We start from the raw sequence: 15,118 nt of genomic DNA on the forward strand, positions 1-15,118 counted from the left end.
GCGCTAAGGCTATTGCTTTATCTAACTTATCGGTATTTGACTTAACTATGAACAGCAGTACGCCACAGCAACATCAGCAGCGGTTTCAAGATTATCCGCCTCAGTTTCAGCAGCAAGAGGATGAAATTGACTTACGTGAGTTATTTGCTGTTATTTGGCGTGGTAAATGGCTAATTTTAGCCTGTACCACACTTTTTGCGGTGGCAGCGGTTTTTTTTGCAATTAGCCAACCCAATATTTACCGTGCAAACGCCTTGTTGGCGGCGACTAATCAAGAAAATAACAAACTCAATAGTATGGCTTCGCAGTTTGGTGGTTTGGCATCGTTGGCGGGGATTAACCTTGGCAGTGGAGGCGGAACCGATCAGACAACGCTGGCCATCGAAGTACTCAAATCCAGGCAGTTCTTTAGTGAATTTGTTAACAAATACCAAATAAAACCACAGTTGATGGCGGCCTTATCATGGGATCCAATTAGCGAGAAATTAGATTTAGATCCGGAATTGTATGACGCCGGCTCAAAGACCTGGGTGCGCGAGGCCAAACCGCCGCAACAGCCAGAACCATCCATGCAAGAAAGCCATGAGTTCTTTTTGAAGGAAATTCTGAGCGTTTCTACTGATAAAGAAACCGGTTTAATCACTCTTGCCGCGGAGCATATTTCGCCAGTGGTTGCCCAACAGTGGGTGAGTTGGTTGATTGAAGATATTAACCAAGTGATGAAACAACGTGCTCGTTTAGAAACCATGGCAAATATTAATTATTTAAAACAGCAGCTGGAAAAAACGTCGGTTGCGCAGATGCAGAGTGTTTTCTATCAATTGATTGAAGAGCAGACCAAAACGTTAATGTTAGCCGAGGCCAATGAGGACTTCGTGTTTAAAGTGATTGATCCACCTGTTGTTGCAGAAAAAAAAGTAAAACCTAAACGAGCGTTAATTTGTGTATTAGGGACCTTGTTGGGTGGAATGCTTGGTGTGATGCTGGTACTTATTCGCCATTTTTCTCGAAGCGAACAACAAAGTACAGAAAACAATGAGTAAAATACTCTTGATAGCTTTAAGCTTAAATTTTATAGGTTGGCAGGGATGAGCATCTTCGTTTTGTCTTTATTTGTAGCATTTGGTGGTACTTTTAGTGCGATTAAATTGTTAAAACCGATTGCGGTGAAACACCAGCTGGTGGATAAACCAAATGAGCGAAAATTGCACGTAGGCGCCATTCCGCTGATTGGTGGGATTGCGGTATATGTGGGTTTTGTATTGTCACTGATGGTGATTGCTCACGGCTATGATGTTTCTTTCAAGTATTTTTTACTGGCTTCTGGTGGGATCTTGTTAGTCGGAATGCTGGATGATAAATATGATTTAAGTGTACGCCTCCGGATGTTTTGTCAAGCCGTGGCTGCTAGTGTCATGATGTTTGCCAGTGGAGATAGAATTGAAAATTTAGGTAACTTACTTGCTTTTGGTGATATTCATTTAGGATGGATTTCTATCCCCTTTACTTTGTTAGCGGTTATGGGCGCGATTAATGCCTATAACATGGTGGATGGTATCGATGGCCTTGTGGGTGGCGTAACTTTTAGTAGTATGTTGTCGTTGTCTTTGCTGTTTATATTGGAAGGCTATTTAATTGAATCATGGATAGCAATGTGTTTGGTGGTATCGCTGATCCCTTATCTTATTTTTAACCTCACTCGCGCCGATAACCCCAACGGTACAAAAATTTTTATGGGGGACGCGGGTTCAATGTTTGTAGGCCTGAGTGTGGTTTGGTTACTCGCCATTGGCTCTCAAGGCGAATCAGCAGCATTTAATCCAGTGACTTCACTATGGGTTATTGCGATTCCTCTGATGGATATGGCCGGAGTGATGATCCGTCGTAAACGTAAAGGCTGTTCTCCTTTTAAGCCTGACCGAGATCATCTTCACCATATTTTCATGCGTGCAGGCTTTAACTCCAAACAAACACTTATTTGTATTACTAGTTTAAGTTTTACTATTTCTATGTTTGGCGTGCTACTCGATCATCTTAACGTACCTGATTGGTTTTCTTTTGGGCTGTTTCTCGTGGTTTTTGCGGGATACTTGACGGCTTTACGATATATTTGGCGTTTGCTAAAAGCATTTCGAAAAATCGAAGCATTCCGGCGAATGCGACGCGTGAATCAAATAAAGCTATCGAGAAGTTATAAGCACAAAAGCGTTTAGAAAAATATATAGATTACCCACTGGAATGAGAGTCCAAAATTAGGTGCAGTCAAGGTATTGCAAGGACTGGTGAAAAATCGTCTGGAATAAAATGGGCTATCAAAGTAAAAATTTCTCACGTGTTTAGGAATATCTTCTAAATTTTCAAAAATTTGACTTATGTATAGAAAGGTTTAATCAGTGAAAATTCTTGTAACCGGTGGTGCGGGCTTTATAGGCTCAGCAGTCGTTCGCCATATTATTCAAAATACTTCAGATTACGTAGTCAACGTCGATTGTTTGACGTATGCAGGCAATCTAGAGTCTTTAACTGTTGTTGAATCAAATGAGCGCTATGAGTTTGAGCAAGTCAATATATGCGACAGTGCTCAGTTGGCGCGGGTGTTTGCTGAGCATAAACCTGACGCAGTGATGCACTTAGCTGCGGAAAGTCACGTTGACCGCTCTATCACAGGGCCTGCTGCGTTTATTGAAACCAACATAGTTGGCACATATACCTTACTTGAAGCCACGCGTGATTATTGGAACAAGCTAAATGATGTAGCTAAGCAAGCTTTTCGCTTTCACCATATCTCAACCGATGAAGTGTATGGTGATCTACCACATCCAGATGAAGCAGAAGTGGGTACAGAGCTCCCCATGTTTTTAGAAACAACCTCGTACGAGCCTTCTAGCCCTTATTCTGCCTCTAAAGCGTCAAGCGATCACCTGGTGCGTGCATGGCTGCGAACATATGGCCTGCCAACGATGGTAACTAATTGTTCGAACAATTATGGGCCTTATCACTTCCCTGAAAAACTCATACCACTTGTGATATTAAATGCTTTAGAAGGTAAACCGCTACCTATATATGGCAAAGGTGACCAAATCCGTGACTGGCTCTATGTAGAAGATCATGCCCGTGCGCTTTACACCGTAGTTACCGAAGGTAAGGTGGGTGAAACTTACAACATTGGTGGGCACAACGAAAAGCAAAACCTAGAAGTCGTACAAACGATTTGTTCCATTTTAGATGCGTTAGTACCGAAAGAAAGTGCCTACTCAAGCCAAATAACCTATGTGCAAGACCGCCCCGGTCATGACAGGCGTTATGCAATTGACTCGAGTAAGATGCAAAGAGAGTTGGGATGGTTGCCAGTTGAGACTTTTGAAACGGGCTTAAAGAAAACCGTTCAGTGGTACCTCGAGAATACAGAATGGTGTCAAAACGTGCAAGATGGCAGCTACCAACGTGAACGCTTAGGTGTAGAGAATATTACCGAAGAGGATCGAAAATAATGAAAGGGATCGTTCTTGCAGGTGGCTCGGGAACGCGCTTATACCCTCTAACGCGCGGAACGTCTAAACAGATGTTACCAATTTATGATAAGCCTATGATTTATTACCCTATTTCAACTCTAATGTTGGCGGGTATTCGCGATATTTTGATTATTACCACCCCAGAAGATCAAGCTGGCTTTAAACGCCTTTTAGGAGATGGCTCAGATTATGGTATTAATCTAGAGTATAAAGTTCAACCAAGCCCGGATGGTCTAGCACAAGCTTTTATTATTGGTGAAGAATTTATTGGTGATGATTCTGTATGTCTAGTGCTTGGTGACAATATCTACTACGGGCAATCTTTTAGTGGACAACTCAAGCGCGCCAGTGAACTAACCTCGCAAGGTTTAGCCACTGTGTTTGGCTATCAAGTGAAAGACCCTGAGCGATTTGGTGTGGTGGAATTCAATAGTGACATGAAAGCAGTTTCTATAGAGGAAAAACCGCAGCGGCCAAAATCAAACTATGCCGTAACAGGTTTATATTTCTACGATAATCGCGTAGTTGAATGGGCTAAGCAGGTGAACCCCTCTATTCGTGGTGAACTTGAGATTACAACGTTAAATCAAATGTATTTAGAAAATGGAACTCTTAACGTTGAACTACTTGGCCGTGGTTTTGCGTGGTTGGATACAGGCACTCATGAAAGCTTGCATGAGGCATCATCGTTTGTGCAAACCATTGAAAATGTGCAAGGGCTTAAGGTCGCTTGCCTTGAAGAGATAGCCTGGCGTAATCATTGGTTAAGTGATGAAGTATTGCTTGAAATCGCGAAGCCAATGATGAAAAACGAATATGGCCAATACTTGGCTGAGTTGGTTGGGGGGCCAAACAGCTGTGAGGTGAAGAAATGAAGATATTGATAACCGGAAGTAAAGGGCAAGTTGGACATTGCTTAGTGAACCTGTTGTCAGAGCGTAGTAGTACTGAAGTAATAGCTTATGATCGGGACGAGTTAGATATCACAGATGAGCAGCAAGTGAAACAAATGGTTGCAGAGCTTAAACCTGATGTGATCATCAATGCCGCTGCGCATACGGCAGTAGACAAGGCTGAAACTGAAATCGATATGAGCTATGCCATCAATCGAGATGGCCCACTTTACTTAGCTAAAGCTGCTCAGTCATTAGATGCATTGCTGCTGCATATCTCAACTGACTATGTATTCGATGGCGACAAAGCAGCCCCTTACCTTGAAACTGACATACCTAATCCCAAAAGTGTATATGGTCAAAGTAAGCTAGCTGGTGAACAAGCTGTCGCTAACTATTGCTCTAGATACGCTATTTTGCGAACATCCTGGGTGTTCGGAGAACACGGTAATAACTTTGTAAAAACAATGCTGCGCCTCGGCAAACAACGGCCAGAGTTACGCATTATAGGTGACCAATACGGTAGTCCGACGTATGCTGGTGATATTGCTAAAGCACTTGTGGTAATTCTGGATAATTTTAGTGGTTTAGTCTTATCTGGAATATACCATTTTTCAGGGCAACCATACGTTAGTTGGTATCAGTTTTCTAAAGCGATTTTTGATGCTGCAGTGCAAAATGAAGTGATTGATGAGGCTCCAATAGTCAACGAAATTGGAGCTAATCAATATTTGCTACCCGCACCGAGACCTGCAAACTCACGTTTAGATAGCACCAAAATTGAAACTATATTTGATGTTAAACCAAGTGATTGGATACATGCTCTCAACAATATAAAAGCCTATAGTTAGGGTGAATAATCATGAAAGTTATTAATACAAAAATCCCAGAAGTAAAAATAATAGAGCCACAAGTGTTCGGTGATGAACGTGGCTTTTTTATGGAAAGTTGGAACAAAAAAAAGTTCGAAGAATTGGTCACGGGCAAACCGACTACTTTTGTTCAGGACAACCATTCTAAATCGAGTAAAGGTATTCTACGTGGTCTTCACTATCAAACAGAAAATACTCAAGGAAAGCTAGTTCGAGTAGTTTTAGGTGAAGTGTTTGATGTAGTGGTTGACGTTCGAAAAGGTTCCGCTACATTCGGGCAATGGGTAGGAGAGTATTTATCTGAAAAGAATAAACGTATACTTTGGGTGCCTGAAGGTTTTGCTCATGGGTTCTATGTGACATCGAATGAGGCTGAATTCGTTTATAAGTGTACAGATTATTATTCACCCCAACATGAACTTTCTCTCTCTTGGTCTGATTATTTTATTAATATAAATTGGCCTCTTGATGGTGAACCTAAGCTATCACAAAAGGATAAAGAAGCAATGACATTTAAAGAGTTAGTTAATAAACTATGAAAACGATTTGTGTTATTGGTACGGTTGGTATACCTGCTTGCTATGGTGGTTTTGAATCTTTGGTTGAAAACTTAGTTGATAATGCAAGTGAAAAAATAAAATATAGTGTTTTCTGTTCATCAGATAATTACGCTGAAAAAATAAAAAACCATAATGGCGCTAATCTAATATATATACCTATTAAGGCTAATGGTGTGCAAAGTGTGGCATATGATATTTGGTCATTGATTAAATGTCTGAAAATTCGTCCTGATATTGTGCTTATATTAGGTGTCTCCGGATGTATTTTTTTACCTATATTTTCAAAGTTATCTGATAGTAAAATTATTACTAACATAGATGGTTTGGAATGGCGAAGAGAGAAGTGGAATAAATTAGCAAAGAAATTCTTGAGAATTTCGGAATCATTAGCAGTAAAATATTCGAGTTCAATAGTAACTGATAATAGAGCTATTTTTGATTATGTACTTGATGAATATGGTGTTGAGAGCACTGTTATAGCATACGGAGGCGATCATGCGCTACGAAATATTGAACCGGTTGATGCAGAGCATGACTATGGTTTGGCTATATGCAGAATTGAACCTGAAAACAATATTGAGATGATTTTGAAAGCATTTTCGAGAACAAATCAACGCTTAAAGTTTATTGGTAATTGGGAGGCTAGTGAATATGGGATAAGGTTGAAGAAAGAATATTCACGCCATGAAAATATAGAAATAATTAATCCAGTTTATGACCTTGATACTTTGTATTCTTTTAGAAAAAACTGTTCTATGTATATTCACGGACATTCCGCTGGTGGTACAAATCCATCCTTAGTTGAAATGATGCATTTTTCAGTTCCCATCATTGCTTATGACTGTGACTTTAATAGAAATACAACACACAATTATGCATTTTTTTTCAGTAATAGTCATGATTTACGAAATAAGATTGAAAAACTCGATAAGAATTGGAATTTATCTTGTAGCAAGTTGTTGAAAGTTGCTCGTGAGAATTACACATGGAAGCGAATCAACGAACAATACGAGAGCCTCTATTAATCACACCATATAGGTTTTCTTTAGGTAACAGTATCGAGTTTTAATACCTTGCGTGGTGACTTATTAGGACCATTACTTACATAAATTAGGTTAGGAGGTGAAAATGTTAAATTTAGCTTTGGTTGGCTGCGGTCGTATCGCAAAAAGACATTCCGAGTTACTTGGATTTGGACAAATCGAAGGTGCACGTTTAGCTGCTGTCTGTGATATTGTCAAAGAAAAAGCTGAGAAAATAGGCAACAAGTTTGATGTACCTTACTTCACAGATATGCATGAAATGGCAGGAAGTGAAAACATAGACGCGTTTGTCGTACTTACAGAAAGTGGTAACCATGCAGATAACGTAGTTGATCTTGCTTCATATGGGAAGCACATAATCGTTGAAAAACCGATAGCACTAACCTTAGAAGATGCGGATCGGATGATTGAAGCCTGTGACTCGGCCGGAGTAAAGCTTTTTGTTGTTAAACAAAATCGATTCAATGTTCCAGTAATGAAATTGCGTGAAGCTTTGGAAGATGGTCGTTTTGGTAAATTAGTTTTAGGGACTGTACGTGTCCGTTGGTGTCGCCCCCAAGCATATTACGATCAGGATTCTTGGCGAGGAACTTGGGCGATGGATGGTGGTGTGTTAACTAACCAAGCAAGTCACCACATCGATTTGCTTGAATGGATGATGGGTGAAGTCGAGAGTGTCCATGCTATGAGTACAACCGCATTAGTCGACATTGAAGCCGAGGATACTGCGATTGTAAATGTTCGTTTTAAAAACGGTGCTTTAGGTATCATCGAAGCTACGACAGCTGTTAGGCCTAAGGACTTAGAGGGGTCCATTTCTATTCTAGGCGCAACTGGAACTGTCGAAATTGGTGGTTTTGCTGTAAATGAAATGAAAACATGGAATTTTTCTGAATCGCAAAAGGGTGACGAAGACATTCTAAGTGAGTATTCTGTAAATCCGCCCAATGTCTATGGGTTTGGACATCAAGCTTATTATCAACATTTTGTTGATGCAATTGAAAATAACACTAAGCAGCTTGTTGATGGTCTTCAAGGCCGAAAAAGCCTGGAATTGATTAATGCCATATATGAATCTATCGAGAGCAAAAAAGAAGTTTATTTGAGATTCAAACCGAAGCGATGTCGTTTAGGTAAGGAATAATAAATGTTTACTCAACGAGAAGTGACTATTAGAAATGTTACTTTTGGCAAAAAAGTCAAGGTGATTGAACCCGTAAACCTTTATGGCTGCTCCTTAGGTGACGACGTGTTTATTGGACCATTCGTTGAAATCCAAAAAGGAGTTGTGATTGGAAATCGAAGTAAAGTTCAATCTCATTCATTTATTTGCGAATTGGTTACAATCGGTGCTGATTGCTTTATTGGTCACGGTGTAATGTTTGTCAATGACCTTTTTTCATCAGGAGGACCTGCAAATGGAGAACAGTCGAAATGGTGTTCAACCTCGATTGGCAATAACGTATCAGTCGGTAGTAATGCGACAATTTTACCAGTATCAATATGTGATCATGTGGTAGTTGGTGCAGGAGCTGTCGTTACAAAAAATATCGCAGTATCTGGAATATATGTGGGTAACCCTGCCAGATTAATCAGAAAACTATAATAGGTGCTATATGAATAAGGGAATACCTTTTAATGATTTGTACGCGCATTATCAGTCAATTAAAACTGAAATTGATAATGCTTTACAGGATGTGTTGGAAAACACTAGTTTCGTCAGAGGCCCACATGTTGAAGCTTTTGAAGCTAACTATGCTGAGCTAATGCAAGTAGAGCATTGCGTCTCTTGTGCTAATGGCACTGATGCGTTGTACATAGCAATGAAAGCTCTTGGTTTAAAAGAAGGTCAGGAAGTTATTGCTCCAGCCCACTCTTGGATCTCAACTACAGAGACGATTACTCAAGCCGGAGGAACAGTCGTCTTTTGTGACACTCAAGTGGATACTTTCACTATCGATCCCGAAGAGATTAGAGCCAAGATTACTGATAAAACAGTAGGTATAATCCCTGTTCATTTGTACGGCCAAGCCGCAAATATGACTGAGATAATGGCTATTGCTAAAGAACATTCATTGTGGGTTCTAGAAGATTGTGCTCAGGCGCATTTGGCTACCCATAAGAACAAGCAAGTTGGTACTTTCGGAGATGTTGCTAGTTTCTCGTTTTATCCAGGTAAAAATTTAGGGGCTATGGGAGACGCTGGAGCTACGACGACCAACAATAAAAAACTTGCTGATCAAATGGCAAAATTCGCGAGACATGGGGGCTTAACAAAGGGTGTTCATGAGATTGAAGGTATTAACAGTCGGTTAGATGGACTTCAAGCCGCAATACTAAATGTTAAACTCAAGTATTTAGTAGGTTGGACGAAAGAGCGACAACGTGTCGCGGCTAGATACACTGAGCTACTTGGAGGAATTGAACAAATAGAGTGCCCAAAAGTTGCAGATGGTAATGAGCATGTTTGGCATCTATATGTTGTGAAAGTGGAAAATCGCGGTGAGCTCGTTGAATATCTAAAGCAGAATAATGTACACACGGTTATCAATTACCCTGTAGCTTTACCGTTCTTAAAAGCGTATGAACGCTTTAGTCACAAATATGATGATTTTCCAAACGCATATAATAGTCAACGGCAAATTCTGTCACTTCCAATTTATCCCGAAATGCCAGATGAGTTTGTAGTTAGGGTTTGCGATAAGATCCGTAATTTTTATTCAACAAATCAGACAAGTAGCTAAGTATGTGTGGGATATTTTTTGCAAAGTCACTTCAAAATATTACAGAGTCCTGTTTTGTTAAAGCTTTAAAAAAACAAGAATGGCGTGGGCCAGATGCTATTGGGTATCTAAACATTGGTGATGTTCATCTTGGACATGTTCGATTGTCAATATTAGACCTGACATCGTCAACAAATCAGCCTATGTCTTCTAAGTGCGGCCGTTATAAAATTATTTATAATGGCGAAATTTATAATCATTTAGATATCAGAAAGCGTTTAGATCTTACATGTGATACCGATTGTGATACTGAGACTATTATTGAAGGCTTTGCATCAGAAGGTAAAGCCATTTTCTCTATGCTAGATGGTATGTTTGCGCTAGTGATCTACGATCTTAAAGAGAAAAGCTGGTGGGCAGCTCGAGATAGGTTCGGCATTAAGCCTCTCTTTAGTGCAAGTACCGACCAAGGATTCTTTCTATCATCTGAAACTATTTCAATTAGAGAAATGTTCGATTGTTCCGTTAGTAGTGAATCTTTAGCTGAGTGGAGTTTGATTCGGCGGCCAATGCCAGGGAAAACGTTCTTCAATGAAATTGATGAAGTTCTACCGGGCACAATCCTAAAAAATGGTGATGTAGTCGATGTTCTTACAATAGATAGTTCTTCTACAGAATCGGAAATCGATCAAGCTAAAGTTGAACAGTTATTAAGGGATTCAGTGAAATTCCATGAGTTAAGTGATGTAACTAACGTGTGTCTCCTATCTGGAGGAATTGATAGTTCGCTTATTACAAAACTTAGCTCAGCGCGAAAAACTTATACTATAGGCCTAGAAGCGCATAACGAGATAGCCGAAGCTAAAGAGACTGCTAGTATATTAGGAAAGTCGATTGAATCCTTAACTCTATCAGAAGAACAATTGACTGAAGTATGGAAGCACCTCATTAAATTGCGTGGTGAGCCTTTGAGTGTGCCAAATGAAGGTATGATTTATGCGATCTGTAATCAAATGACAGCCAACGAAAAAGTCGTTTTGACTGGGGAAGGCGCGGATGAATTATTTTTTGGTTATGATCGGATCTTCAGAGCATTCATTCACATCGATGGTGAATTTAGTCTAAAGCAGTTTCTTGAACTGTATGGGTATGCACCTAAAGAGCTATGCACTAAAAGACTTGAAAGTTATCTTCTCGATTTGAAAGCCAATAAAAAACCAATTGAGTTCCTTGAAGACTTTTTTCATAAGGTTCATTTGACGGGGTTGTTGAGAAGAATGGATACTGCGAGTATGGCAGCATCGAAAGAGGCTCGTGTTCCATTTGTAAGCTATGGTCTGGTCAGCTATTTATATCGTGGGAATCCATCAGATAAGATCAACAATACTTATTCAAAACTTCCACTGAGAAAAATGTGTGAAAACTTAGGGTTGTATGGGCCTATTAATCGAAATAAAATTGGCTTCAGTTCTACTTTTGGTGCTCACAATAGTCGTTTCGAAGAATATGAAAAATTCAGAGCATTTAATTTAGAGGTACTCGGATGGTAGTTGGATATACAACAGGTGTTTTTGATCTTTTTCATGTCGGGCATGTAAGGGTTCTCCGGAATGCAAAGGCCATGTGCGATAGGTTGATTGTAGGGGTTACTAATGACGAACTAGTTTCGTATAAAAACAAAAAGGCAGTAATACCGTTCGAAGAGAGACTAGAAATAGTTTCAGCGTGTGAATATGTAGATTTAGCAGTGGAGCAATCCACAATGGATAAAATGGACGCTTTTAACCGTTACAAATTTAACATTATGTTTGTGGGCGATGATTGGTACAAAACTGATAAATGGGATCAAATAGATAGGGAATTAACAGTTGCTGGTGTGCGTTTAGTATATTTCCCTTATACGAAATCTACATCTTCTACATTAATAAACAATACTCTTCTTTCTTTACGCTCTGAAGCTATAGATAGCAAGGAACTAAAGTGACATTAGAAGCTTGGTAAGATGGAGGAGTCTTTTTGGTGGAAAAAAAATCTTTACTGTTTGTAGCAGGACTTGGTTCTACAGGCTCTAGTGCTCTATGTGATGTTCTATCAGAGTATAGCGGTGTCTTGTGTCCGAGTCAGGAATGGCGAATATGGGTCGATCCGGATGGATTGATTGATCTTGGTAATAAGCTCAGTGGTGAAACGAGTATGTTTCATATTACGTCGAGTATTAATCGCTTTACTGAGCTTACTAAGCGATTAACGAAACCCAGCTTCGGTCCATACAGTAAGTTGAAACTAAAAGGTTACTTGAAAGAAGCATATATACAAATTGAAAGCGACCTAAAGAAAGAGTTCGGCTACGAAGGTTATAAAGGCCTGTGGTATGGAAATTCGCAATCATTTTTAGCTTCGGCTAACTTTGTGATGAATCGAAAATTCTGGAAGAAAAACCTAATAAATAAACAAATGTGGCTAACTGATTTTTCAACAAAAGAAGAAGCTTTTTCAATCATTGGTACTGTTGTGGAAAAACAGTTATTCAAACATTTAGAGAAAACAGGTAATAAGCATTTTGCTATCAATGAAAACTTTAGCATTTTATTTTCAAATTCAATTTTGGAAATGCACCGCGATGCTAAGATAGTGGTCGTTATTCGTGATCTCCTAGATGTTTACGCTGATTCTTTTAGAGTCGGTTGGCTTGCAATGCCGTATGAAATTGATAAATTCATAAAATGGCAGAAAAGAATGTATCTTCAACTAATTGAGTTAAAATCAAATAACCCTGATAGAATTCATATTGTAAGTTTTGAAGCATTATGCAATAACTATGATGATGAATTGGTTAGATTGAAAGAATTTATTCCTGAACTACTGGAACAGCGTGTCACCCTGAAATTTAAGCCGGAAGTTTCTCAAAAGAACATCGGGCAATGGCGAAATTCACATTGTTGGCTAGAAAAATATAATGATGAGTGTCAAAGTATAATTAAAATGTTGGACTTGTCATAATGAATAGATTTGTAATTCTTAACTTACCGGGCGCTAATATTTTAGCAGTTGAATATTGGTTAAAGCGCTCAAGTAAGAAGTATGTTGTTTCTTGTAACCCTCAAGATATAACTCCAGATATATGTTTAGTTTTACCAGGAGTAGGAAGTTTTGATTCCTGTATGTCATTTCTGGATGAAAAAAATCTTATAGGTAAAATTACCGAACATTACCAAAATGATGGTTTTATGATCGGTATTTGTTTGGGGATGCAAATATGTTTTGAATCCAGTGAAGAGGGGAGCCTTAAAGGGCTATCTCTTTTATCAGGACTAGTAAAAAAGATACCTAAAGGTAAAGAAAAAGTTCCTAATATCGGTTGGAGAGACCTAGGAGATATAGGCAACTTTTATTTTATGCATTCCTATGCCGTCCCTGATATAGAAGTTATAAATAATCAGAATGTGGGAGATAGCATTTTTCTTGGACATAATATGAATCTATTAGCTAGCTTCCGCTCAAGAAATGGCTTCTTTTTTCAATATCATCCAGAAAAAAGTTACGAGTTCGGTGATCGATTACTAGAAGAAATTATTAATGAATCAGAGAATAGTCGCTAAAGTAACCATTTTTAACGGTATTGCTTACCAAACAGAAAAATTCAGACCAAACATTTACTTAGGTTGTCCGATAAACATATGCAATATTCTTTCTGATCAAGGCTGCCAAGAACTTGTGTTGAACTTTGTCCGCTCCGCGCCCAATATGAAGTTTGTTGAAGATATCCTATCAGTGTGTCGCTCGCCCGTCACAGTAGGAGGTGTGTGTGATCAAATCGAAGATTATACAAGATTGGTTTCTTCCGGTGCGGAGAAAGTAATTGTTTCGGATTCAGTGTGGGCTGGCACGAATAAGGTATATATGTTGGCTGAAAGATTTGGAAGACAAGCTGTTGCTGTATCTGTCGATTATATCGAGAATGCTGGTGAGCGTTATGTTGTTGGTGGACAGTATCGAAAAGACCGTATTGGCAAGTTAACCGAGCTTCTCGATACTATCCCAATTGATTTTGTAGGGGAAATTATCTTGAACAATGTGAGTAGGGATGGGCAAGAAACAAGTTTAGACTTAGACGTAATCAACTATTTAAGTAAAGAAGTGAGGGAGTTACCGATTCTTTTATCTGGTGGTTTGAAAGATTTCAGTAGTGTTAAAAAGACGGAATTTCTAGATGGAGTGGTATCAACAACAGCAATAAGCCTTTATTCTCAATTGAAATCACCACTTACTCACTATCCTGCAAAGTTTAGTGTAAAAGGGCGTTAAATCAGATGAGTAATAATTATACTGTATGTTCTAAGTGTGTAATGGATACAACCGACTCAAGTATCACATTTGACTCAGATGGTGTTTGTAATCACTGTAAAAAATATGAACAACTTAATATTATCACTAAACAAGAAACCAAGATTTTTAAACAACAACTTGCTGAAATTGGAAGTCGAGAAGGCAAGTATAATTGTATTGTCGGTGTTAGTGGTGGATTAGATAGTTCATACTTAATTTTACATGCTGTCCGAGATTTAGGCCTTAAACCTCTAGCTGTTCATATTGATAATGGTTGGAATAGTGGCCTAGCAAATATTAATATTCACAAACAGCTTGATATACTTGGTGTTGACTTGTATACCGAGGTAATTGATTGGGAAGAATTCCGACTAATGCAGTTAGCTATCCTAAAAGCAGGAGTGCCGGACCTTGAAGCTCCGACGGACTTATTTATTAATTATGCTCTAAGGAAAGTTGCTAAAAAGTTTAATATAAAACACGTTTTGTCTGGTACTAACCCTCAAACAGAAGGCGTAATGGGTTCTGATTGGTCTTACGGTCAGCGAGATCCTATTTACTTAAAAGGTTTATACGAGAGATTTAGCGCTACTACACCGGTAAAGTTGCCTTTTAAAAACTGGTATAAGAGCTTATATGACCAACTCGGTGGTGGTTTAAGCATTGTTCGTCCTCTGAAGTACACTGAGTACTCAAAACGATTAGCAGTTAGCCGGTGTGAACGAGATTTAGGATGGGTAGAGTACCCAAGAAAGCACGGTGAGTCGTTTATAACTCGTTTTTATCAAAATTACTTTCTTCCCGTCCGTTTTGGTTTTGATAAACGCAGAGCACATTATTCCGCTCTTATTTTGAATGGCGACATGAGTAGAGAAGAGTGCTTATATAAACTCAAAAATGAGGATATCACTGGCAGAGAAACTCAAGCTGAAATACATTATTTTTGCAAAAAGTTGAGAATCACTCAAGCGGAATTTGATCTTTATATGATCCAGGGAAAGAAATACCATATCGACTACCGTACAATGAAGGACAGCTTTATATTTAAGTTTGGAAAAAAGACCAAAGATATGGGTTTTTTTTCTAAGGGTTTTATAGATTATGTTAGAAAAATAATTGAACACTAATTAGTGTCGAAATCATCATAGGATTTATAGATGGTTTCATCACTTCGGTATCAGTAGGATTC

Annotated in this window: 16 protein-coding genes; all 16 read left to right on the plus strand. The window is 38.9% G+C overall.

The features are described from left to right. The first annotated feature begins 47 nt into the window (after nucleotides 1-47). The 16 genes from ACRRS0_RS08830 (at nucleotide 48) to ACRRS0_RS08905 (ending at nucleotide 15,056) form a co-directional block, all read left to right on the plus strand. The gene (locus tag ACRRS0_RS08830) at nucleotides 48-1,043 is read left to right on the plus strand and encodes a Wzz/FepE/Etk N-terminal domain-containing protein (RefSeq protein WP_432453574.1); all 996 of its coding nucleotides are present in this window, start codon (nucleotides 48-50) and stop codon (nucleotides 1,041-1,043) included. A gap of 45 nt (nucleotides 1,044-1,088) precedes the next feature. After that, entirely contained in the window at nucleotides 1,089-2,213 is a 1,125-nt protein-coding gene (wecA, locus tag ACRRS0_RS08835) for a UDP-N-acetylglucosamine--undecaprenyl-phosphate N-acetylglucosaminephosphotransferase (RefSeq protein ID WP_432453573.1), read from the plus strand. A 180-nt stretch (nucleotides 2,214-2,393) separates the two neighbouring features. Continuing rightward, a complete protein-coding gene (rfbB, locus tag ACRRS0_RS08840; RefSeq protein WP_432453572.1) occupies nucleotides 2,394-3,491 on the plus strand; it encodes a dTDP-glucose 4,6-dehydratase in 1,098 nt (365 codons plus the stop codon). Next, on the plus strand, nucleotides 3,491-4,387 hold the full coding sequence (gene rfbA / locus ACRRS0_RS08845) for a glucose-1-phosphate thymidylyltransferase RfbA (RefSeq protein WP_432453571.1): 897 nt from the start codon (nucleotides 3,491-3,493) through the stop codon (nucleotides 4,385-4,387). Before rfbB ends, rfbA begins: the two co-directional genes overlap by 1 nt. Beyond that, nucleotides 4,384-5,256 (plus strand): dTDP-4-dehydrorhamnose reductase, encoded by an 873-nt coding sequence (gene rfbD / locus ACRRS0_RS08850; RefSeq protein WP_432453570.1) that lies wholly within the window; start codon nucleotides 4,384-4,386, stop codon nucleotides 5,254-5,256. Before rfbA ends, rfbD begins: the two co-directional genes overlap by 4 nt. Nucleotides 5,257-5,267: 11 nt before the next feature. Then, complete coding sequence (gene rfbC / locus ACRRS0_RS08855; RefSeq protein ID WP_432453569.1) at nucleotides 5,268-5,816, plus strand: dTDP-4-dehydrorhamnose 3,5-epimerase; 549 nt, start codon at nucleotides 5,268-5,270, stop codon at nucleotides 5,814-5,816. Next, nucleotides 5,813-6,862: a DUF1972 domain-containing protein gene (locus tag ACRRS0_RS08860; protein WP_432453568.1), complete on the plus strand. Its 1,050-nt coding sequence runs from the start codon at nucleotides 5,813-5,815 to the stop codon at nucleotides 6,860-6,862. Before rfbC ends, ACRRS0_RS08860 begins: the two co-directional genes overlap by 4 nt. Before the next feature lie 103 nt (nucleotides 6,863-6,965). Continuing rightward, on the plus strand, nucleotides 6,966-8,024 hold the full coding sequence (locus ACRRS0_RS08865; RefSeq protein ID WP_432453567.1) for a Gfo/Idh/MocA family protein: 1,059 nt from the start codon (nucleotides 6,966-6,968) through the stop codon (nucleotides 8,022-8,024). 3 nt (nucleotides 8,025-8,027) lie between these two features. After that, nucleotides 8,028-8,486 carry an acyltransferase gene (locus ACRRS0_RS08870; protein WP_432453566.1) on the plus strand — a complete coding sequence of 153 codons (459 nt, stop codon included), beginning with the start codon at nucleotides 8,028-8,030 and terminating at the stop codon, nucleotides 8,484-8,486. 10 nt (nucleotides 8,487-8,496) lie between these two features. Beyond that, entirely contained in the window at nucleotides 8,497-9,624 is a 1,128-nt protein-coding gene (locus tag ACRRS0_RS08875; RefSeq protein WP_432453565.1) for a DegT/DnrJ/EryC1/StrS family aminotransferase, read from the plus strand. Nucleotides 9,625-9,626: 2 nt separating this feature from the next. Then, the gene (gene asnB / locus ACRRS0_RS08880; RefSeq protein WP_432453564.1) at nucleotides 9,627-11,153 is read left to right on the plus strand and encodes an asparagine synthase (glutamine-hydrolyzing); all 1,527 of its coding nucleotides are present in this window, start codon (nucleotides 9,627-9,629) and stop codon (nucleotides 11,151-11,153) included. Further along, a complete protein-coding gene (locus tag ACRRS0_RS08885) occupies nucleotides 11,147-11,587 on the plus strand; it encodes an adenylyltransferase/cytidyltransferase family protein (protein ID WP_432453563.1) in 441 nt (146 codons plus the stop codon). Before asnB ends, ACRRS0_RS08885 begins: the two co-directional genes overlap by 7 nt. A 35-nt stretch (nucleotides 11,588-11,622) precedes the next feature. Next, complete coding sequence (locus tag ACRRS0_RS08890; protein WP_432453562.1) at nucleotides 11,623-12,603, plus strand: sulfotransferase; 981 nt, start codon at nucleotides 11,623-11,625, stop codon at nucleotides 12,601-12,603. Continuing rightward, nucleotides 12,603-13,202: an imidazole glycerol phosphate synthase subunit HisH gene (hisH, locus tag ACRRS0_RS08895; protein ID WP_432453561.1), complete on the plus strand. Its 600-nt coding sequence runs from the start codon at nucleotides 12,603-12,605 to the stop codon at nucleotides 13,200-13,202. The genes ACRRS0_RS08890 and hisH overlap by 1 nt, the downstream gene beginning before the upstream one ends. Further along, nucleotides 13,180-13,908, plus strand: a complete 729-nt coding sequence (locus ACRRS0_RS08900; RefSeq protein ID WP_432453560.1) for a HisA/HisF-related TIM barrel protein — start codon at nucleotides 13,180-13,182, stop codon at nucleotides 13,906-13,908. Before hisH ends, ACRRS0_RS08900 begins: the two co-directional genes overlap by 23 nt. 41 nt (nucleotides 13,909-13,949) lie before the next feature. Further along, the gene (locus ACRRS0_RS08905) at nucleotides 13,950-15,056 is read left to right on the plus strand and encodes an N-acetyl sugar amidotransferase (protein ID WP_432469369.1); all 1,107 of its coding nucleotides are present in this window, start codon (nucleotides 13,950-13,952) and stop codon (nucleotides 15,054-15,056) included. The last annotated feature ends 62 nt before the right edge of the window (nucleotides 15,057-15,118 follow it).

This window comes from Agarivorans sp. QJM3NY_29 (assembly GCF_050870835.2).
In the GTDB taxonomy this organism is placed as follows: Bacteria; Pseudomonadota; Gammaproteobacteria; order Enterobacterales; family Celerinatantimonadaceae; genus Agarivorans.